The sequence below is a fragment of the Mesorhizobium sp. 113-3-9 genome (genome assembly GCF_016756515.1).
GTDB lineage: Bacteria > Pseudomonadota > Alphaproteobacteria > Rhizobiales > Rhizobiaceae > Mesorhizobium.
This window is the reverse complement of the sequence record NZ_AP023246.1, coordinates 7,006,660-7,027,090: the sequence shown is the minus strand read 5'-3', so window position 1 is coordinate 7,027,090 and position 20,431 is coordinate 7,006,660. Positions and strand designations below refer to the sequence as shown.

The window sequence follows — 20,431 nt, the reverse complement described above, 5'->3', positions numbered from 1 at the left end:
GGCTTCGAATGACAATAGGATCGTCAGGAGAGGGGCAGCTTTTTGCACCCTGCCTCTGGCGCTGGTTGCCAATTGGCTTATCATTAATGGGAAACAGCGCCGCATTGGGGACGAGTCGAGCGCGGAAGGTAACGGAACAATGGCGCGAACCGGCATCGCACGGAAGGATGACGATCTTGGCTTTTCCAGCGACCGTGCCTCGCTGCCGCTTCAGGCGCTTGTCGCCGAGGCGCGGGCCCAACAACAGAACGGAATCGCTGAGCGACTAGTCGACGCGATCGACGCAGATCGTAGGAAGAGGTCCAGTGCGCCGAGAATGCGTGAATACGCCATCCCGCCAGAATTGAGTGACGCACTGGTCGAGCTCAAGCCGAGCCGTAGGCTCAAGGATCTCGTCCTGGCACCGGAGACGTCGGGGGAAATCCAGGAATTCATTGACGAGTATTCGGAAATCGGATTGTTGCGGTCCCACGGTCTCGAGCCGCGGCATAAGGTGCTGTTGGTCGGGCCGCCCGGGACGGGCAAGACAAGTCTCGCTGAAATACTCTCGCACGAGCTGCGGCTGCCATTTTATGTCGTCCGGTATGACGGACTTATCGCCAGCTATCTCGGCGAGACCGCATCCCGCCTTCGCCGGCTCACTGATTTTGTCGCCGGGCAGTCCTGCGTGGTGTTTTTCGACGAATTCGACACGGTTGGCAAGGAACGGGGCGATACCCAGGAGACCGGAGAAATCAAGCGCGTCGTGAGTTCGCTTCTGTTGCAAATGGATGCGATACCCACGAACTGCGTGATTGTGTGCGCCACCAATCACCCCGAGCTCTTGGACCGTGCCGTGTGGAGGCGCTTCGAGCTTCGAGTGGACGTGCCACTTCCACGTCCGCAGGAAATATCCCAGTGGTTTCATCGGCTCCGGAAAGACTACGGTGACTCTATTGCCTTTATTGAGGAAAAATTCGTACGCACATTGAACGGTCTGAATTTCTCGGATATCGAAGCCTTCACTTTAGACGTGAGAAGGAAGGTCGTTTTGTCTCGCGGAAAACTTGCCGCCGACCAAGCGCTGCTTGAAGGTCTGGCCAAGCTCCGGCGGAAACGGTCAATTCGGGGGGGGGCTGAAGATAGTAGACCGGCCGATCATACGCATTCGCCGAAGCGAAAACGTGCTCAAGCGCTTAAAGGGGAGCCGAAAGGCTCGCTTCCCGAGGGCTCGCTCCTCTGAGGAACAATCCAGGAGGCTGGCTCCGGGCATCGCCCTCCTAAAGGAATCACTAGAAGCTGGGGCAACCACGAATGCAGCGTTCGCTTCTCCCGAACGTGCCTTGGTGTTCGAAACCATCGGTCCGGTCGAGCGGTTCGTTGCGGCCGCCGAGCAGCTTGGATTCGAGTGGCTGACCGAGGACTATGTCGGCTCAGACCCCGACCCTGTCACCGATGACGATGCGGACCAGGACGACGCGGGAGATGCCGACTCCGCTATGTCTCGCCTCTACCTCACCATGCCGACCGAAAACGGCATGCGCCAGCTGCTTGCCATGTGGCGGCGGTTCGAGTCGAAGCTATCGCCTCGCGAAGACGAAAAGGATTGGTGGAAAATATTCGGCTACCTTTCCAAAATCCGGGTGTGGAATGCTTCTGACAGGGTTGAACCGGCCACCCAGTTCTTCATCCACCGCCGTCTCGCGAAGGATCCGCAGGCGCCGGTGCGGCTTGAACTCGATCTGTGGTTCCACGAGAACGAGGAACTCCGCAAGAATGCGAAGCAGGCGCTCGAGGGCATTCTTTCAGCGGTGGGTGGCCGGATTGTCGATTTCGTGACGATCGAGCCCATCCGGTACCAAGTGGCACTGATTGAGGTCCCGGCCCAACAGGCTAGCGCGATTAGTTCCCGCACCGGGCGCTTGGCCAATGCCGACCCGATCATGTCGATCCGTCCCCAGTCGCTATACGCCACCAGGCCCCTCTCCGAGCCGGATTCTGCGGTGACTAGCCTGCGTGAGGGCACAAATGACGGACTGCGTCCCGCGGTGGCCGCGATCCTGGATGGATACCCAATGCAGAACCACCGCCTTCTGGATGGGCGGGTGGATGTCATCGAGGTTGACGTGTCGAGCGCCTGGGTTCCCGTCGCTCGGCGATATCATGGTACTGCGATTGCTTCCCTGATCATCCACGGCGATCTAGCAAATGGAGAGGCGCCACTGACGAGAAGCCTCAAGGCGGTTCCCGTCCTGGCCGCACCCCAGCATCTCAATGACGAGCGTACGCACCAGGACCTTCTTCCTATCGGCATCATCTATCGGGCGGTCTTTGCCCTGAAGGACGAGCACCAGCAGGCTGGGCCGGCGGGGCCCGATGTCCTGATCATCAATCACTCGATCTGTGACGCAGAAGGGCCTTTCGTGCGTCGGCCAACTCCCTGGGCGCGACTGCTTGACTGGCTATCGCACAAATACGGCATCCTGTTCGTCGTCAGCGCCGGAAATATAACAGCACGGTTTCCCTCCGGATATCCGGATCAGGCATCGTTCAACGCAGCTTCGCCCCTGGAACGACAGATCGCGCTCATTCGTGCGGTCGAGGCAAGCAAGGGCATTCGCGGTCTGCTCAGCCCTGCCGAGGCCATGAATGTCCTAAGCGTGGGTGCCGTGCATGCGGACGGGGCGGGCGCCTGCCCTTCGGACACTATCGACCCGTTCGCGCCGATTGGCGTTCCAAATCTCGGATCGGCGATCGGCCCCGGGATCAACCGTTCACTCAAGCCGGATATTGTGGACATTGGAGGTCGGCAGGTCGCAAGGGCGGCCGATCACGCCGATGGGCACCTCGTCTGGCCGGACGAGATCGGACACATTGGCCTGGAGACGGCAGCACCCGACCCTTCGGCAGGATCTGTTACGCGTACCCGTCGCTCGACCGGTACGAGCAACGCAGCAGCTCTCGTAACGCGTTCGGGTATCCAGATTGTCGACGCTCTTGAGGAGGTGCTGGCCGAAGACGGGGTCAGCCTGCGGGATTTCAAACGGGCGGCTCTCGCCACGAAAGCATTGCTGGTGCACGGCTCCCAGTGGGGCGATGCCGGTACCTTGCTGGACGCCTCTTATCCACCGCCGGGCACGAAACAATGGCGGCGGCGCAGGGCAACGGTCACGAAATTCCTAGGATACGGCAAGCCGACGGTCGAGCGGGTGATATCAGGTGCGGTCAACCGTGTCACCCTGCTTGCCGATGATGAGATCAGCCACGAGCAGCTTCACGAGTATCGCATTCCAATCCCAACCGGCATGATCCGCTCAAGGGAGATCCGTAGGATCACTATGACGCTCGCATGGCTACCCCCGATCCATCCAACCTCCATCGCCTATCGGGGTGTGATGCTGGACGTCGTCGATCAGGACGGAAAGCGTAAGTTCTGGCGAGGTGTGAAGACGATCATGCAGCCCCATCCGGATGATATAAGGCGCGGAACCGTGGCGCACTTCATCCTTGAGGGGAGCAACAGCACTGCCTTCATGGACTCCAGCGGGCTGTTCATAGGAGTCCAGGCGCGCGCCAACCACCGGAATTTCCAGCAGGCTGCGGTTCCCTATGCACTCGCGGTGACGTTGGAAGTCGGCGCCACCGTGCGGGAGGATATTTACGCCTCCGTTCGCGAGGCCATCCGGCCAAGGCCGCGCGTACGTGCTTGAAAGGGGACCGAATGGAATTCGACAAATCAGATTGCATCGGAGCCAAGCATCCTTTGGAGATCGCCGCCTATCTGGAGGAAATCGGCGATCACGAAGCGGCTTCCCGTTTCCATCAGCTGGGGGCTCGAAGTCAGGCGATCAGCGTTCCCTTCTTCACCAACGACCAATGGGCTAACACTGGCGCGGCGATCGGGTTCATTCCCGAGAATGGATCTTCGGCGGGAGATAGACTGGACATCGTTCACGCAACGTCGATGGCGCCCGATGAAAGGCTCCAAGGCGCGAGTTTGAAAATCACCCTCGATCGGTTCTACGTTCACAACTATCCGGGGTCCGGCCGCCACGAGATACTGTGCGAATTTACGGGGAAGAACCAAGCTGGGAGCAAGTCGGAGGAGATGCGCTTTGCCTTGAAGACCATCGCCACTGACGGCAGCGCAGCCCCGTTGCTAAGCTTGCCCATCTTCGTCGGAGTGAACGTTGGCAACGACGGCCTGAGCTTCGAAGGGCGCACCATCAACGTTCGCAGCGGCGGAACCGACATGCTGGTGGAAGCGCTGGATAACTCTGCTTTCAAGGAAGGGCTATCGCTTCTGACCACCGCGCAGCCCGTGCTCGTGCCCTTCGTTCAGCTCGCCAAGGGCGTTGTTCGTGCGATCGAGAAGCAAGGCAACAACCGGCCTGTCTTTTCATTCGGTCTGGGCTTGGATTTCTCAAAAACGGCCACTTCCGCCAAATTGCGGTTAGGCTCATATGTCGTTGTGCAGACAAATGAGGTCGGCTGGAATTGGAGCGATTTCGTCTTTAGCAGGCAGAGCGGAACTGTCGCTCCCAAGCTCAGCGGCGCTTCCCCCATCGCTCTCAATTACATGATCTTTGGGGTCACACGAGCCGGTCAAGCAGCGCCTTGAGCGTCCAGGGGGGAACATGATTCAATGCAGCAAAATCACCGAGTCGTGTGAGAAGCTGTGCTCGATCATGTCCTATGATGACTCTATTGACGGATTTGGCAAGACGGGTTTGAGCGTCCGAGAATCCGCATCTCTCCTCGGCAGGAAACCCAATTCCATCTCCAAGAGTCGTAAGCTTGACGAGGTGCTGGACTGTCTGGGGGGCATCGCCACGTTGCCGGCTGAGCTGCCTATCCTCGATGTTCACGTCAGCCCGGTTTTCGCACGAGTAGGCCTATCGGCTAAGAAGCCACGCGGCGCGGCAGCCTCGGCAAGTTCGGTGGCGACAAACAGATCGGCTGTAGTTAGGTGCATGGGAATTGCCCCCGATCTTACACGCACACGGACGCAGCCCAGTGCTCCTTGGCAGTACGCGAGCCTTACCAAAAAGCCATATGGCGCTGGCACTGCTGTTTATCACAGGCTTGTTCAGCTTAAGGTCGGTCGATCACTGCGTGATAGCCATGATGTAGACGCCGCAAGGATTCGTCGAATCATTGTCGATCGGACCCCGGTGGCGTTAACGGCTGGTCTGGTCCTTTGTCGACTCGCTCTTGCCAAGCCATTCCACAGCATGAAAGCCGCGGATGATCCTGCAGCCAGAGGATTGGCGTGATGCAGGGCGAACTGTTCGAGCCTCCGACAATGCTTCTCCGAGAAGCTGTGCTCGGTCGCAACGGCGTCGTTCCACTCATTGTCATTGGCTGCGGCCGAAAGAAGCGCCAAGAAGCCGCCCCCGCAGATCAGCTCTATACTTCGGACCGATTCAAAAGTTGCATCAATCTTGTTCGATCGCTCGGCGCGCCGTACGCAATTTTGTCGGGCAAACACGGGATCGTCGCGGGCGAGATGGTTATCGCTCCGTATGATCTCAATCTCCCCGATCTGCCTGAAGCCAATCAACGCGATTGGGCTGAGCAGGTGCTTGATGCGCTTGCTGCTCGTGCCGAAAGCAGGCAGGTGACGCTGCTTGCTGCTAACGAATACAGTATGCCGTTGCTGGAGCTGAACAGGGCCAGGGTCTCTCCGTTGGATATCGTCGCGCCCTGGTTGGGCCTTGAATACTCTGACCACGCCATTTGGCTAGCGGAAGCAAAACGAATGGCGGCAAGGATACAGGACCTGGATCGGCTCTATAATTGGATTGGTGAAGAGCGCATAGCGGACCGTGTGTTCTCGTTCAGGGAACTTTCGTCGAGATCCGTGCCAAAACGCGGGGTCTACATATTCCTGGACGGCGCCGAACGGAACTTCCGAGGCGCTGGTTTCCGAGTGGTGCGGATCGGTACCCACGCAGTTAGCGCTGGCTCGCAGGCTTCCCTGCGGGGTCGATTGCGCAATCACCTGGGACCTTCCAGTCAGATCGGCAACCATCGTGGCTCCATCTTCCGTCTGCACATTGGTAGAGCGATGCTGGAGGCCGGCCCCGGCCATGGCAGCCTTGCGACTTGGGGTGAGGGTCAGGACGCTCGCCCCGAGGTGAAGAGTTTGGAGATTGCGCATGAGCTTGCGGTCTCACGATATCTTCAGGATTTAGAGGTGGTTCTGCTTGAAGTTGATGACAAACCTAGCAAGGAAAGCTTGCGCGCTAAGGTTGAGATGCAGTTGATTGCGCTTTTTAGCGAATCGATGCGGATAATTGATTATCCCGGTCCTGACTGGCTTGGCCTCAAATCTCCTGTAGCACATATCCGCCAATCTGGATTATGGAACATCCGTGGGGTCGGGGGAAAATATGATCCAGCAGCAGCGGGCTCAGTCGCCTCGATATTTCGAGGTCTGAATAATGGTTAGTGACCTTCATGCCGCCATCGCGCGACAGCCGCGTCTCCCGCGATTTTTGTGCCACCTCTACCAAAGGCTGAGACTGCAACGGCTGAACCTGGTGACGGGAGCCGGAATTTCAATCGACGCCAAGGTGCCCGGGTGGCAGGATCTATTGAAAAGGCTTGCGGAGATTCAGGGCGGCCTCCCTGATGATTTAGCAGCACACGTTGCGGCGGGACTCCAACCTGAATATCTCGGACAGATCATCTATCATCGCTTCAGGGGGGCATGTCCTGTCACGGATCCGGCAGAGCTTAGGTCCGCAACGGTCGAATATGAATGGGGCGACGCTATTCACAAGGCGATCTATGAGAAGGTCCCGCAAACAATCGCCGAGGTCATACAAACGCATCCCTATCTCGCACAGCTGCGTGATCTGTCTCGCAAAGTATCACTGGTAATAAATTTCAACTTCGACGATCTTCTGGCTGATGCGATAGGGGAGCAGGTAAAGCAAAGCGCTTTTGGCAGCGAGTCCGGTAACGCCCTAAGCGTCACTTGGCAACCGCCTCTTACCGATCGAGGGAATCTGACGACAGTTTATCACGTCAATGGAATATTGCCCCGTGTCAGCCTTAAGAAGCGCAGCCCCCAACTGATATTCACGGAAGATTCTTTCGCGGATGCTCGTGCACGTTCCCCCGGTGTCAGTTCCGAGTATCTGTTCCTTCGCTTTGTTCAAAACACAATGCTGTTGATTGGTCATTCGCTTGCCGATAGCTCACTCAAAAATTACCTACGCCTCAACCGGGATAAGAGCCCAGCTAACCATCACTATATGATATACTGGATTAAGGAAGAAGGGGTCCTATCAGAGGCGCGAAGACAGGACATATTCGAGGCCAATCTCGAGCTCTATAACTTGGTAACGATATTTCTCACGTCTGCTGAGATCAGAGATTTTCTCGATATTCTTAATCTTGATGAAAGAGGGTTCAGCGAAACCGTGGAAACGCTTGGAAAGGATCGGCGCTCTCGGTATCACTATTATATAGTGGGGCCTGTCGCCTCCGGGAAATCGACATTGCTCGAGCACTTGCGATGCTTTCAAACACACGAAGAATGGACACGGCCACCTCCTCGTGAAATGTATATGGCGTCAAGTAAGATCACTGAAGATCAGCAGAAAATCGTAGATCAATTCATATATTCGGAACTGAAGGAGAAGAATCGCCGTATGCATGCGGCGACGGCGGGGCTTCATTTTATGGATCGTGCCCCTTTGGATCTTTATGCCTTCTCTAAAGGCGATGACGAGAACAAGGTAAAGTCTCATGCATTGCGCGATCTAGTAACTCGCGATCAGCCTCTTCAGAAAGGAGAGATCATTTTTATCGAGGCGGACTCCAAGACGCTAGTGAAGCGAAATATGGCGCGAGGTCGCCCTCCGGAGGAGGCGGGCAAGCAACCCTATTTTGATGCACAGACTATGACCCTCAAAATGATCTACAATCCGTCGTTTGTCCTCTCAACCGATGAGAACAGTCCAGGTGACGTTGCTCGCAAGGTGGCTCGGCACGTTCTATTCGAGGAATATGAACCGACCGAGCTCAACACGATTATCGCCCGCTATGAATGATGCTCGAACGTCCATGCGTATCTATCTGGCAGCGCCACTGTTCAATGACATTGAGCGCAGCTTCAATGAGCGGCTGACAAGCCTTCTTGAGCCTATGGCGCACGTTTTTCTTCCTCAACGCGACGGAAAGCTCATGCGCGATCTAGTCGATGGAGGGATGCCATTGGAGGCTGCGAGGCAATTGGTGTTTGAGGCGGACATCAATGCGATTAGGAGGTGCAATTATATCGTTGCTGTACTGGACGGTCGCACGATTGATGAAGGCGTGGCATTTGAAATTGGCTACGGTCGGGCGCTCAACAAGGTGTGCCTTGGTCTCAAGACCGATGATCGCACATTGCTACCCTCCGGCGACAATCCCATGATTATTGCAGGATGCAAGAAGATTTTTGCTAACACCATCGAACTCGTTGCTTGGTTACGCGGGGGATTTCTCTCGGCACGCGACGCAGGTTGAAGGGGCGGCACGCTACCCGAGTCATGATGGCGGGGTGTTCGTCGATCCGCAAAGAGGCGCATCACGCTGCGGATTCGCTGGAGCGACAGGTCAGCTTTGACGGCGCCACCTGGATTGACCAGCCGCTCGTTGCCGACCGACCGGAGGCCTTGCGCAACTCCGGCTTTGGCGGTGAGGTACGGGAAGCGCAAGTCCGCCGGCGGCAGTGGCTGATCGCGCAAGGCCTCGCGCATGAAGAGCAGAATCGGTCCGTCTACCGCGCCAACATGCTTGCGATGTTGCCAGCGCGAGCTGAACCGTGTTGCCGGGCAGCTGTCGGAGGAACTTGGACTGCCTTGTGTCGAAGCCCGGTCTGGAGAACGAGTAGAGGGTACGCTACGCCGGTCCGTCGAGCTCGCCAGCGGAAAATATGCCGTCGTTGAAAAGTCGCGAATTCACGCTGGTACCATGGCGGCCGGTGCTCGAGCGGCACATCGGCAAGAAGGTGTCCGGGATCGTGAGCGGGGAGGGGATATCATGGACGATAGGTCGGCAGAGGAGCGGGCCCAGCGTGTAGTTCGCCCTCGTCACGAGCACAAGCCGCCGGCCCTGGGATCTAGATATCCGCGTCTGCTTAGGGGGCGGAGACATCGCCTAGCTGTTCAACGCGCTTGCCGTATTTGCGTATTTGCGCCTGTAAGCGGCAATGAAATCGTCATCGCTACAGATGCAGCGGCCGCTGGAATCCTTGGCCTTCGGATCGTGCAAGCGGGAGCTAAGTGGGCGCAGAAGATTCACCCGAGTGCTCGTCGTCGGGCCCACGGGAAAACCCGCGCTGTGTTTGACGAGCTCGGCGGCAAGCATAATCCCGGCAAGCGCTGACTGGAAGGCCATCGGAACCACGGTTCGAACGCGGCGACTTCCATCACTGAGCTGGAACACCAGACCGCCGCAGATAGCCTGCTGATAAAAGGAACGCAGGGGCTGGCCAACAAACGGGGCTAGCGGTTCAAACGGCACAGCCATCGCTGTAGCCACCCGAACTACAAAGTCGTTGGGAACTCCGGCATTGGTCTGCAGGAGCGTTTTCACCTGCTCGTGTGCTTCCGGTATTCCGAGTTCCTCGGCAATCAGCTGGTGCTCGTCCTTGGATTTCCCGGACGGCAGGTACATGCAACAAAGGCAAGCTTGGCCGTCATCGAACCCGTGCCGCGAGATGCCGAGGTCGTGCTCCTGCGTCCAGGCATTCGCGATCCATCGGGGCAGAGCACCTTGGACCGCCAGACGGTCGGCGGCGGTGTCAAGCGCCACACCCACTCGGTCGAAGACCCAGTCGCCGTGGCGCGCAACATATTCTGCCCACGTCAGCGGGTGCGCCTCGACCCCAATGGCCGTCGATCTAAGGGCGGTGGCTGCAAGAACCGCCTTGGACATGCCAATCTCCGCCTGGCCGGCCAATACGTAGCGCTGCAGGTTTGAGAGTTCGATTGCTTCGTGATCGATTACATGCAGACGACCCGTGAGACCGGGTTGTCTCGCTAGCGCCCAAAGCGAGCCATGGCCTATCGCACCGAGCCCAACGAGGTGCGTTTCGCCAAGGTCGACAGGTATGTCGATCGGGCCTGCCTCGCCGGCTTTGGTCTTGTCGTAGCTGTATAACGAGAGGTCGATGGTTTCGTCTAACTCGGCGCGGGTCAGCTGGGCGGCGAAGATGGTTCGAAAGACGTTGGCGGCGCCGAAGCAACTGGCGGCGCCAGCTCCATAGGGCAGCAAACTCGAGCCGGAGCCCACCGGGTCCGTACGCGACAGCTTTGCCGCCCAACCGTCCGATCCCATGAAAAAGGTCGGGCACCGGAGTGGTGGGCGCGTCACCCCTGCAACTACGCAGATGGTGGCAGACTTGCCGGAACGCCGGATGCCAACTTTTGGATTTATCGACTTTGCCAAGCGCTCCAGCGCTTGGGCTTGAAAGCTTGCCGCGCTGCCCAGCGGGAGTATCGCCAGAACTGGATAGAGCCTGGCGAGCAACCTCACCGCAAGATCTAGTGTCGCCTGGCCTTCGGCGCAGGAAGCGGCTTGATCGTCAAAGGCGACGGCCACGACCTGCTTTTCAAGAGCTGCTTTAAAGTCCTCCAGATGAAAATCGGCTAGGACCTGAGATGCCGCCGTGGCGGCGCGGTCGATGAAGTTAGCGAGTGCCATTGTTCAACTCGTTATTGTGATCATTCGCGACAGTGCCGCGGAAGGGAGCGCATTCCAGTTGGCTTTTCCGTCGAGCCGATAGGCGGCGACTCGAGCAAAATCGAAAGGCTCGCGGGCGAAATTCGGCACTACCAGCGACAGACACCCAACCGTGGTAGCAACCGCATAAGCATCGTCGGTCGTCGAATGGTAGGCTCGGCCCGGATGGCTATGGATCTGGGCCAAGAGTTTCAGGCCGCTATTGTAGAGCCAGACATTAAGCCGGTGCAGTTCCTCGGCCGGAACCATCACGCAAACACCATCGCCCGTCCGAATGTGACGCTGCGCCGGGAGCACGGTCTCTGTTACGGCAAAATGCTGGTCTTGCTGAACGCCGACCCAGAGCGCCATCCCCTCATTGCCTTCGCGACCAACCGAGCGCAGATGCGCATGCACAGTCGAGATGCAGTGGCGCGGGAGCGTCACGGTCGTTACATCCATCAAAACGCTCATTCCGGGATGGCGGATGGGGGTACTACCATCGCTCCCACTGAGATTTGGAACTGATACTGTATCTGCTCCACGGGGCCGGTCCCGTACTTGATGATCTTGTCCAGGATAAAGGCCAAACAGCCTTCGCCAGAACCCCGGTGGAGAAGCCATGAGTCACCTGAATGGGCTGGATTGTCGTGGTATTCCCGGACGCCTGCCATGCACAGGAATGGCGTATGTTCCGCACTGTTGGCCTGGAGGAAGTCCGCTAGCGACAGAGCTTTCTGCTGCATGAGGACCGAAATCATATCCGGTGGGGTTCCGGGTAGATGCGGTCGTCTGAGCATACTTAGCAGTAAATCCTTGCGGGCAACCGGCCGGCGGGTAAAGGGGTCGACGAAGACTACCGACGGAGGTCGGAGGTCGTAATTGGAGAAGTCGATCTCGACAGCTGCACCGATTATCTGTGGCCTTATCTTGGGCGGTGCGAAGATGAAGAAGGCAGTAGGGAATCTCGCCTCGATCAGGAAACAACCCTGAGCCCGGTAAGCGCCCGCTTGTGTTTGGAACCAGCCGATCTGCCGATCGAATTTCGCTCGCGAGACCGCAGGGTCCACAGTCTGGATTTCAGGCACCTGCTACACCCGCCTTCAGGCTGAGGAACAGGGTCACAATGTTCGCGAAACCGAAATCGCCAACTTTTTTGTCAACGTCGAGCAGGTTGCCGGCCTCATCCTTGAATTCCCAATTCTCGGCCGGCTGGGCGACGTTCTGCGTGTTCTCAAGGGCTTTGGCACGAACGACGTGAAGCGGCTGGTTGGGATTGGCTTCGACCTGCGTGGGCTGGCCGTTCACCACCACCGTGATCTCGATCTTGCCGCCGTGATCGCCCTTACCCGAATCCTTCGACATTTGTCCTACTCCTGTGGCTTGCCAACCGGCCCCAGGCGCTTGTGCCCACCTGCTAGTGAGACCGGCGATCTTCAATCGTCCACTCGGCGCCACGGGCCGCGAGTACGCAAAAGACAGGGGATAAGCTACCGAATCGGTGCTACCTTCTTTTATGCGTGACTTGAGCGGCAAGTAAACGGGCTGAAATTGCGCTTCACAACTATAATCGATTAGAGCAATACGAAAATATTGGCGATACACCTATTTCATGTGCTCTTTCACGCGCCTGCTCCACTGACAGCCCCCGTGCAAGTCCGCCTGCCGGTATGATTTCAGGTTCGATTGGGCGGGCGCTGTGACCGTTTGGCTGCGGCGGCTTCTAGCCGCTGCAATCTTGACGGAGGGTTTATCGAATAGGCAATCACGTGGAGCTTTAGAGCTGGTGATCCGAGCTCGGCCTATTCGAAAGGTGGCTCGGAAGCAGGTCGCCGTGACCAACTCCGGGTACCGGGATAGTCGCGACGAGAAGACGGGACTGTCCGGATTGACGTGAGTGGCTGCACCGAACCGTGGTCCGGGTGTGCCCGAAGAGTGATGTTATCCAGCTAACTTGTTGCGAGTGGAAGAGTAGAGTTAAGCAACTGATAATGCAACATTATCATTCGTTTTGCGCTTCCGACAGGTGCAGCGCTTTTTGCCTATTTTCGTTGCTAAAAGCGCCGTCATGATTCATCCTGCTTGCAATGATTCTGCGCCCCAAATCTCTCTCGCGCCACCCCGGCACGCTTCTTGGCGCGGCAGCCGTTACTCCACCGGTCCCCGTCCCGACCTGGCTGCGCCGGTCCGTCCCGGATGCGCAAGGCCTTGCGGGAAAAGATGTTGACGACGTCGCGTTCGCCGCCGGCGCCGCCATCGGCGCGCTCGATGCTGTGGTCCGCCGGCAGGAGCGGTGGGCCGGCGCCTGGCGGCAGCGGCTGGCAATTTCGGCGGCCGCGGCAACTGCAAAGCAGGCCGGCCGCGTCGAGGATGAAAGCGCGGTGCGCGACGCCGTGTTGCTCACACGACCGGGCGACAATGTCGGTCCCGCCGGCCTTTTCCTTCTTGCTTGGCGGCGGCTGGCATCTCGCCCAGCGGACGATCTGCTGACGGAGAAAAACCTCGCCGCGGTGCTGGAAGATCTCGGTCTCACGCGCGGTGACGAGGTGGTCAGCGATCTGACGGACGATCTCCGACAGCTTGCCGCCAACGCTGGGACGGTCGAAACGCTGGTCGGAGCATTCGCGGCTGCGGAGCGTTACGGCTTCGGGCGCGTTCTCGGAGCTTGGCTTGCCGATGTCTTGCTCGCGCAGCGGCTAGGTTGGACACATGCAGTCCCTTTGTTGGGCGGCGAGGCTACCTTAGTTGTGGGTACGAGCCGGCCGCGTCGACCAGTGACTGCCGTTCTAGCAGCGGGTGCCGAAACGGAGGGCGGGACCAAAAGTCTGCAGGCCGCGCAAGCGCGCGCTGCGCTGCGCGCCATTGATCTTTTCGCCGAACTCGAGCGCCGTGCGGACCGGCTGCTTGCCGTTGCCCCGAAACTCAGAGCCAAGGCGGCGGGTGCTGTCGTCGAAAAGCTCTTGTCCGACGACGCGATCATTGCCTCAGAAAACATCGCTGGAATGAGCGACCGCGGATTGCGCCGCCTGTTCGACCGGCTGGTCGAGCTCGGTGCCGTGCGCGAGCTGTCCGGTCGTCCCACGTTCCGCATCTACGGGCTGTGACGATCATGGCGGAGGCAGCGCGCAGGCGAGGGGGGAGCCGGTCAGATGACCGTCGATCAGCTGATCAGCTGTTTGACCGGGAACTGGATCACCTGCCGCCGGAGGCCCGCTGGCGCGAATGGATGCATCGCGTCGAGGCAGCGATTTTTGCGGCCAGCGAGCCAGTCAACCGCGAAATGCTCGCCCGGATCGTCGGAAAAAGCTGCAGCATTGATCTCCTCATCGACGACATCCGCGAGGAGCTGCGCGGTCGACCCTATGATCTGGTTTCGGTCGCCGGCGGCTGGAAACATTTGACCCGGCCTGCCTATGCAGACGCCATCCGCGCTGCTGTAGGTGGAAGTGGAAAGACGGCCGACCTTACGCAGTCGGAGGTTTTGGTCTGATGTGCATCGGCTACTTCCAGCCGATCACCCGCGCCGAACTGTCGTCTTTCTTCGGCAAGGAGATCAGTCGCGATTTTATTGGTCATCTGCGCGGTGCCGGCCTGATCGCTTCCGGTCCGCGCAGCCCAACGCCGGGCGCGCCCTACACCTATGTGACGACAAAAGAATTCCTGCTGGAGTTCGGGCTCGACACGCTGCGCGACCTGCCGGATTTCGAGGCGCTCGAGGATGCCGGACTGCTGTCGAAGGAGAAGCTGCTGGCTGGTGACATCATGCCAGACTTTTCCGGCAGCCAGCAGGACGTCGGCGTCGAGATAGAGGAATAGGTTTGTCGGAGGGGGAGGGGATCGATGACTGGGAAGTGGTCGCGATCGGGAATTCCGCATAAGGGCTGGACCTGCGTCAATGTCGAGGATCTCGATGAACCGTCTGAGATCTGCGAAATGTGCGAAACCCAAGAGATCAGATACGTCCATTATATGACTCATCCTGACCATGCCGAAATGCTCGGCGTGGGATGTGTCTGTGCGGAGAAGATGGAGCAGGACTACGAGGCACCGCGAATGCGCGAACGTGCGCTCCGCAGTGCTGCTCACCGCCGACGCAATTGGCTCCTGCGCAAGTGGCGCGTCTCGCACGCTGGCAACAGCTATTTGAATACCGACGGGCTGAACATTTCCATATACCGAAAAGGATCGGACAGTTGGGGCGGCCGGATCCTGGAGCGCTCATCCGGCCGATCCGTGGAGTCTCGAAGGCGCTATGCTACCGAAGCCGCGGCAAAACTCGGCGCATTCGATGGAATGATCTTCTTGAAAACGAAAGGCTGGCCAAAGACATAGAGCTCCTCAGTATTCGGCTAGTGTCACACTAGATCTGAGAATACGTCATCCGGATCGGGTACGAGCGGGGCGAGTCGGATGTTCGCTCGGCGACCTTCCTCGTGGAACCAGAGATCAACTATTTTGGTGTCGTCGCTGGATGGCCGGGGAGACGCGTCCCTGACGCGGAACGTCGTCGGCAAATTCACGGATGTTCCGAACACCAACGCGTGCTGCTTGGGGAGGGATGGCAACCGTTTGAGAACCGCGTCGGAAATAAATGGAGTCATCTGACGGATTTGCGACAGGTCGTCTGGGTTCTGAATGCGGTGAACGACAAAGTTGGAGCACTGAGACAACACGGTTTTTGAAAGCTCACTTGGCCTCTGTGATGCTACCATGAGGAACATACCGTACTTGCGACCCTCCTTGGCTATCCGCTCAAAAACCTTCGCTGCGTCCAACGCATAACGGGAGGGTGTGGAGGCAATATAGCGATGAGCCTCTTCAAGCAGCAAGTGAACTGGGAAACGGTTACGCGGATCGGCTTGCCGCAGCAGCCTAAACGTCATGCGTGCGAGAACCGAGCAGAAAAGCTCGACGACGTCATCCGATACGGCGTTCATATCGACGATCACGACCTGACTGGTCTTAGTCAGGCCACTGCCCTTCGCGGTCAGCCCGAGGATTCGGGCTAGGAATTCGCTCTGACCTTCACCGGCTTGCCCCCCGACTGGCAGTGAGTGGCGCAGAAATTCATACTCCCGACGCTCCTCAAGCGATTTCAGGCGGGTGACCATCTGCGAGCAGTAGTCACGTATCTGGCGGTTGCCGTGTGCCTCCTCGTAAAGGATGGCGAGATCCATTGCCTCTCCTAGTGAGCGGAAATCGAAAGGGATGTTTTCGTAATCCGGCAGCTTCAACTCGTCGATAACAAAGGCATTCTCGCCGACGAGAAAGTCGTCTAAACCTTGGGCATCAGCCAGCTGACCGTAGCTAATTGCAATGAAAGGTTGGATGGATTGCAGATTGATTTCACCAGTGTTGAATCGCTGGAGGATGCCAACTATCCGGTCATGCTTGGACGGACTACTGGAATCGTCGCGCACGATCTGCGTGATACATTTGGCAAGGATGTGGTTCTTCACGCCGCCGAGATCGTTGGCACCAGCTTCTGAGAACATCGTTGAAAGGCCAAGCGCCATGCGCAGTATGGGTACCTGCGTGCGTTCGCTGGCCTGGAGCAGCAGTTCCCACTCTGAAAGATCCAAGAACCAATGGGGCAAGCGGAAGCCAGTGGCTGTGCCATCGAGTACGACCCGGTCGATCCCAATACCGCCTGGCTTTGCCAGTGGTTCTAGCGCCTGCCGATACTCGCCGTTGACGTCGAACACCACGAACGTGGCGCCCCGGGCATGATGTTCGTCCGGTTTTTCAAAAAGCGCCTGAAGAATCGAAGCGACTGTGCACGACTTTCCGCTTCCCGTGTTGCCAAGCACTGCGACGTGACCACCGAAGAAATCGTCGAGGCGGACCTTCACCGCATAGTCCTCGAACACCACGGACTGACCGATGCTTAAAACACGAAAGCGGGTGGCTTTCGCCGGCACACAGATTTGCCCGTCAGGTCCGATGCCGGCCTCAACCTCGGTTTTCGTCTCAAATATCCGGTCGAGTTCGCTGTCGAGGGCATACAATGCGTCCGCGTAGAGCGAAGGGAAGACCGAGACACCGAACCGGAATTTTCCATCGCCCGAAGCAGGCAACATGCCGACGGGCACGACATCGAGGAATTTCGCCGATCCTGCTTTGTCGAGGTCGCCTCTCGAGGATGCAGCAACATCACGTTCGCGCAGCCCCACAACCTCAGCGACAACATATTCGGCGTGAGTCGGTATCATCAGGAACGAGCCCAAACGTGCGACGTAGTGCACGTCGTCAAAGCCCACGACCGTGAAGTTGTCGGTTCCCGCGTGCATCTCGACCACGAACCTGTCTGCTGCCACTGACGTGACCTTGCCTACCGCCCGTTTGCGATCGTCGTGACTCATTCGGTATCGCCCTTGTCCGGAGCCAATTCCTTCATCACCTTGCGAACGGCGTCGTCGATACGCTCGCTTGGCCGCTGAGGCATGAACCGATCGACCATCGTGTCGAAATAATGTGCCCTTGTACCCGGCTCCGGACCGTCGCCACCGATTATCCAGATCCGCGGATCACCAAGGGCGCGCAGTTTGGCAATCTCTCCGGGTGCGTCCGGTGATGCAAAGATAATCAACCGAAAGGTCGGTATTGTCAGCGCCTGGTAAATGATGTTGTTCAGGTGCTCATCGCCGAACCCGTAGCCCGAAGTCACAAGCACGCTTTGCTCGCGGACGATGCGCGACTGGAATTCGCGAAAAAGGTCGGCATATGGTGACCCTAGACTCGAGTTCTGCTTTGCGGGCGTGGGAAAGATCATCATCTTGGCGCTGCCGTCGGCCGGCCACTTCTCACGGATTGGGAACAGGCCGTGATCGTCTTCTGTCCAGCTGATCGATCCGTGTAACTTGCACAGGTAGACAAACGCATCGACCGCCGACCATTTGCGGTTTGAAAGATCGAGCTGCTCAGCCAAGGCGTAGCGAAATGTGGAGGGATTGAAACGGCGCTCTATGATGCCGGAGAAACCGTTGGCATAGGGAATGCCGAGGCGGTCCATCGCCGTTTCATTGAACAGATCATAATTCGTAGTGAACACCCATGGCCGGGGTAGGCTTCGGTCGCGCAACACTAATTTTCGGTAGAACTTCTCATAGAGGTCGCGGACAGCTGTATCTCCCTTCGCGAAAGCACCGTCAGTGCACCGTTCCCAGAGGAATGCCTGGACCTTGTTGATTACCTCCGTCAGCTCCTTGGCTCGCGCCCAATGGGATGATTTCGCGCTGCGTTGGGAGACGAAACGAAGACTGTGCAATACCTCCATCAAGCGCTCAAGGTTGCGAGCGTACTCATCTTCCAGTTCGACGCCCGCCTCTTGGAGAATGGCTACTTCTTCTTTGGTTAGAAGCCAGTCAGGCGGCTCTACAGGGGGCACGTCGGCGCTGCCTTCGCCCAACAGATCCTCGTCTTCCGCAGCCTGCTGTGCGGCTGCCAACGCTTGGGTGGTAGTGTTGCAAAATATCTCAGCGAGGGGCTGCATGGTTGAGATGCCTCGCTCCTCTCCGTCGACACGCAACGAGGAGCAGCCAGCGCCCAACAGGAACGCAACGTTGCGCGCGTTCAGGGCATCGGCGATGCCCTTTTGAACTGTCTCGACTCCTTGGGACCAATCTATGTTGGCAGGTGTCGAATCGCCGTTGCGGACAATCTGGAATTGGCGCCGCGGCGCCACATCCTCGTCAGCCATCCCTCTTCTTCCCCCATATATGCGAGCACCAAGAATATGCCGCAGTAGTGGCCCACCGTTCAAATTAAAGCAAAGATGATTTGTAACGACTGGCAGGTCAGCACCTGCAAACTACGCTGCTTTGAAGCGATCAGCTGCTGAAAGCCCTCGCGTGAGCGGCTCCGCTTCGGGCCAACGATAGATGTCCCCGCGCAGAAACCGAAGTTCGTCACATCAGACCATCCTCAGCCTCCGGTGCAACATTAGGCTGTTTCCGCGCAGGCCGAGCCGGAGCAACGCGTCGCGGTGTTTTCCTATAGCCGGAATCAAGGTCGAACAGATCGAACTGTCCAGAAAGCGTGTTTATCAAATTGTAAGGCAAGGAGAGTAACAACCAATTCCGACAGGGTAAGATGGCATCATCGACCGTTCTCCATGCAGTTAGGGCGACTCGGGCCCAGCCTTGCAATTGCTATTTTGCATTTATCCGCTGTCTGCTGCGGGGGCGCGATCGACGGTCGATGAGTATGGTTCCGTCCGGACCAGGCGAAACGTTCCGCTCTTTCCGACCCTCGTACGATTGCAACCTGCCGGCTATAATTTCGAAGATCTCAGCTGTCCGACGGCTGCGTTCTTGCTCACTGTCGGGGCGTTCTAGGATGGCAGCAAAGACTTTCTGGTCAAGGCCGAAGTAAACACCGTCTTCAATTTCGCGACCAACATATCCGTCAACAACTTCTGCCTGCAGATCCGTCGTAGGTTCGTCCAGGAAGAAGGAGTATGCCTTGGCAAGCGCATCTAGCACATCGAAGTTGACAGCGCTGCCTTCTCCATTACCGGGAGGGTCGGACACGAACCCCTCGGTACCAGCGCTCCTGAGCATGAAGAAACTTGCACACCGGGTCTTTGGCGCCTTGCCATTGACCGAATGAAGGGCGGACACTTGCACGAGCGCCTTGCTCACAGCACTTGCCGTCGGCCGCCGAATCCGGCCCTTGCTTTCGAAGACATGACTCTCGGTGCGGCGTATGCCGATGAAATCGGGACGGCTCTTTGCGGCTGGCGGGGACGCGCCCGTCTTCGGGGCAAGCGGAGTAGCCGGTGAAGTCCACGAGCAACTCGACAGCCCACCCACATGGACGAGATATTCAATCTTCATCCTGTCCTGCGCGTACCAGTGGGTGAATGCCTCGCCGAGCAGGAAGGAAACACCGACCTTCTCCGACTGCTCGAGATTGCGGAAGTAAAGCGTCGTGTTTAGCGCATTGTCGAGATAGCCAGTCGCCATCGCGACCAGCATTCGTTCCCTCCACCTACCCACGACGCGCACGGCCGCCCTTCGGCTCGGATACCCCACCGTCAGCAGTGACCGGATAATGTCCGCATGCGTTGCGGTCAGTGCGACGGTTCCGTTCAGCTTCTTGAAACGTCCCGAGAAATTCACCGACGTAACGTTCCCGGCCATCGTCAGGCACCTCCCCGAAGGGAGAGGCCAATAGACTGCAGAGCTGCTATCAGGTCTGGGTGCCGCACGAGATTTATTGCTGGCGACGCGTCCAGCTTTCCCTCAATGGCTCTATCGTAAACGGCCACACACTCGGCGGACGTGAGACGGGATGCATAGAGCAGGCCGTCAATCGCGAAGGCGCCATGAATCGCCGCGCTGAGTTGTCGCCCCTGCCGGTGCTTCTTGGCTCGAGCGGCGTCAGTGCTGACTCCCAACCTGAGGAGGCCCGTGGTCCGCAGATCGAGTACCGTAAGCGGAGAAGTCGCCGTAATCTCCGCTACGGCCCACTCTTCGATCTCGCTTTGATCAAGGACACGCTTCGTCCTGCCCTCGAACCTGTCCCGGACGATGGTCTCGGCAATTGCCGTTGCAAGGTCGCGGGCGATGTAGACGAGTTGAAACGTCCAATCCGGACTTGAGAAGCGTGTGTGTCCAAAACCCATCCCCAGCGGCGTCGCCATATGCGCGGCGCGCATCACGCGTAGGTATGAACGCGGCTGAAATTCGAGAGCGAGGTCCGCGACTGTCTTGGGATCAAGCTTCAC

The 20,431-nt window shown here is 58.1% G+C and carries 16 protein-coding genes and 2 pseudogenes; 10 read left to right on the top strand and 8 right to left on the bottom strand.

Features of this window, described 5'->3' with window-relative positions; translation table 11 throughout:
• Positions 1-139 precede the first annotated feature (139 nt).
• From MesoLj_RS33620 to MesoLj_RS36925, 7 genes and pseudogenes are all read left to right on the top strand, one after another.
• Positions 140-1,222 (top strand): AAA family ATPase, encoded by a 1,083-nt coding sequence (locus MesoLj_RS33620; protein ID WP_069091179.1) that lies wholly within the window; start codon positions 140-142, stop codon positions 1,220-1,222.
• 103 nt (positions 1,223-1,325) lie between these two features.
• Complete coding sequence (locus MesoLj_RS33615) at positions 1,326-3,689, top strand: S8 family peptidase (protein WP_244730944.1); 2,364 nt, start codon at positions 1,326-1,328, stop codon at positions 3,687-3,689.
• An 11-nt stretch (positions 3,690-3,700) separates the two neighbouring features.
• Positions 3,701-4,600 (top strand): hypothetical protein, encoded by a 900-nt coding sequence (locus tag MesoLj_RS33610; RefSeq protein ID WP_202324016.1) that lies wholly within the window; start codon positions 3,701-3,703, stop codon positions 4,598-4,600.
• A gap of 654 nt (positions 4,601-5,254) precedes the next feature.
• On the top strand, positions 5,255-6,433 hold the full coding sequence (locus MesoLj_RS33605; protein WP_202324014.1) for a DUF6884 domain-containing protein: 1,179 nt from the start codon (positions 5,255-5,257) through the stop codon (positions 6,431-6,433).
• On the top strand, positions 6,426-8,045 hold the full coding sequence (locus MesoLj_RS33600) for an SIR2 family protein (RefSeq protein WP_202324012.1): 1,620 nt from the start codon (positions 6,426-6,428) through the stop codon (positions 8,043-8,045). The genes MesoLj_RS33605 and MesoLj_RS33600 overlap by 8 nt, the downstream gene beginning before the upstream one ends.
• Before the next feature lie 13 nt (positions 8,046-8,058).
• Positions 8,059-8,502, top strand: coding sequence for a nucleoside 2-deoxyribosyltransferase (locus MesoLj_RS33595; protein ID WP_202324009.1), 444 nt, complete (start codon positions 8,059-8,061; stop codon positions 8,500-8,502).
• A gap of 23 nt (positions 8,503-8,525) precedes the next feature.
• A pseudogene (locus tag MesoLj_RS36925) lies at positions 8,526-9,058 on the top strand (DUF3363 domain-containing protein).
• 77 nt (positions 9,059-9,135) lie between these two features.
• Here the strand turns inward: MesoLj_RS36925 and MesoLj_RS33585 are convergent.
• The 4 genes from MesoLj_RS33585 to MesoLj_RS33570 are packed head-to-tail and all read right to left on the bottom strand — an operon-like array spanning position 9,136 to position 12,066.
• Positions 9,136-10,683, bottom strand: coding sequence for an E2 ligase fold family C protein (locus tag MesoLj_RS33585; protein ID WP_202324007.1), 1,548 nt, complete (start codon positions 10,681-10,683; stop codon positions 9,136-9,138).
• Between the two features lie 3 nt (positions 10,684-10,686).
• Entirely contained in the window at positions 10,687-11,163 is a 477-nt protein-coding gene (locus MesoLj_RS33580) for a Mov34/MPN/PAD-1 family protein (RefSeq protein ID WP_244420607.1), read from the bottom strand.
• A gap of 8 nt (positions 11,164-11,171) precedes the next feature.
• A complete protein-coding gene (locus MesoLj_RS33575) occupies positions 11,172-11,789 on the bottom strand; it encodes a putative metal-binding protein (protein WP_010913845.1) in 618 nt (205 codons plus the stop codon).
• Entirely contained in the window at positions 11,782-12,066 is a 285-nt protein-coding gene (locus MesoLj_RS33570) for a DUF2604 domain-containing protein (protein WP_044549170.1), read from the bottom strand. Before MesoLj_RS33570 ends, MesoLj_RS33575 begins: the two co-directional genes overlap by 8 nt.
• Before the next feature lie 722 nt (positions 12,067-12,788).
• On the opposite strand from MesoLj_RS33570, the gene MesoLj_RS33565 reads away from it, so the two are divergent.
• The 3 genes and pseudogenes from MesoLj_RS33565 to MesoLj_RS33555 all read left to right on the top strand — a co-directional run bounded on the left by MesoLj_RS33565 (position 12,789) and on the right by MesoLj_RS33555 (position 15,033).
• Positions 12,789-13,805 carry a DUF1403 family protein gene (locus tag MesoLj_RS33565; protein WP_202323996.1) on the top strand — a complete coding sequence of 339 codons (1,017 nt, stop codon included), beginning with the start codon at positions 12,789-12,791 and terminating at the stop codon, positions 13,803-13,805.
• Positions 13,806-13,810: 5 nt separating this feature from the next.
• Positions 13,811-14,517 (top strand): annotated as a pseudogene (gene scpB, locus MesoLj_RS33560) (SMC-Scp complex subunit ScpB).
• 24 nt (positions 14,518-14,541) lie between these two features.
• Positions 14,542-15,033 carry a hypothetical protein gene (locus tag MesoLj_RS33555; RefSeq protein ID WP_202323995.1) on the top strand — a complete coding sequence of 164 codons (492 nt, stop codon included), beginning with the start codon at positions 14,542-14,544 and terminating at the stop codon, positions 15,031-15,033.
• 23 nt (positions 15,034-15,056) lie between these two features.
• Here MesoLj_RS33555 and MesoLj_RS33550 read toward each other — a convergent pair whose 3' ends face one another.
• The 4 genes from MesoLj_RS33550 to MesoLj_RS33535 all read right to left on the bottom strand — a co-directional run bounded on the left by MesoLj_RS33550 (position 15,057) and on the right by MesoLj_RS33535 (position 20,431).
• Entirely contained in the window at positions 15,057-17,063 is a 2,007-nt protein-coding gene (locus MesoLj_RS33550) for an ATP-binding protein (protein ID WP_202323994.1), read from the bottom strand.
• Positions 17,060-18,400, bottom strand: a complete 1,341-nt coding sequence (locus MesoLj_RS33545; protein WP_202323993.1) for an SIR2 family protein — start codon at positions 18,398-18,400, stop codon at positions 17,060-17,062. Before MesoLj_RS33545 ends, MesoLj_RS33550 begins: the two co-directional genes overlap by 4 nt.
• A gap of 451 nt (positions 18,401-18,851) precedes the next feature.
• Positions 18,852-19,844, bottom strand: a complete 993-nt coding sequence (locus tag MesoLj_RS33540; RefSeq protein ID WP_202323992.1) for a hypothetical protein — start codon at positions 19,842-19,844, stop codon at positions 18,852-18,854.
• A gap of 2 nt (positions 19,845-19,846) precedes the next feature.
• On the bottom strand, positions 19,847-20,431 hold the full coding sequence (locus MesoLj_RS33535) for an RES family NAD+ phosphorylase (protein ID WP_202323991.1): 585 nt from the start codon (positions 20,429-20,431) through the stop codon (positions 19,847-19,849).

Excerpts from the sequence above, each read along its gene's own strand:
- MesoLj_RS33620 (WP_069091179.1), top strand. The coding sequence starts at position 140 with ATGGCGCGAACCGGCATCGCACGGAAGGATGACGATCTTGGCTTTTCC.
- MesoLj_RS33610 (WP_202324016.1), top strand. The coding sequence starts at position 3,701 with ATGGAATTCGACAAATCAGATTGCATCGGAGCCAAGCATCCTTTGGAG.
- MesoLj_RS33605 (WP_202324014.1), top strand. The coding sequence starts at position 5,255 with ATGCAGGGCGAACTGTTCGAGCCTCCGACAATGCTTCTCCGAGAAGCT.
- MesoLj_RS33600 (WP_202324012.1), top strand. The coding sequence starts at position 6,426 with ATGGTTAGTGACCTTCATGCCGCCATCGCGCGACAGCCGCGTCTCCCG.
- MesoLj_RS33595 (WP_202324009.1), top strand. The coding sequence starts at position 8,059 with ATGCGTATCTATCTGGCAGCGCCACTGTTCAATGACATTGAGCGCAGC.
- MesoLj_RS33585 (WP_202324007.1), bottom strand. The coding sequence starts at position 10,683 with ATGGCACTCGCTAACTTCATCGACCGCGCCGCCACGGCGGCATCTCAG.
- MesoLj_RS33580 (WP_244420607.1), bottom strand. The coding sequence starts at position 11,163 with ATGGATGTAACGACCGTGACGCTCCCGCGCCACTGCATCTCGACTGTG.
- MesoLj_RS33570 (WP_044549170.1), bottom strand. The coding sequence starts at position 12,066 with ATGTCGAAGGATTCGGGTAAGGGCGATCACGGCGGCAAGATCGAGATC.
- MesoLj_RS33565 (WP_202323996.1), top strand. The coding sequence starts at position 12,789 with ATGATTCTGCGCCCCAAATCTCTCTCGCGCCACCCCGGCACGCTTCTT.
- MesoLj_RS33555 (WP_202323995.1), top strand. The coding sequence starts at position 14,542 with ATGACTGGGAAGTGGTCGCGATCGGGAATTCCGCATAAGGGCTGGACC.
- MesoLj_RS33550 (WP_202323994.1), bottom strand. The coding sequence starts at position 17,063 with ATGAGTCACGACGATCGCAAACGGGCGGTAGGCAAGGTCACGTCAGTG.
- MesoLj_RS33545 (WP_202323993.1), bottom strand. The coding sequence starts at position 18,400 with ATGGCTGACGAGGATGTGGCGCCGCGGCGCCAATTCCAGATTGTCCGC.
- MesoLj_RS33540 (WP_202323992.1), bottom strand. The coding sequence starts at position 19,844 with ATGGCCGGGAACGTTACGTCGGTGAATTTCTCGGGACGTTTCAAGAAG.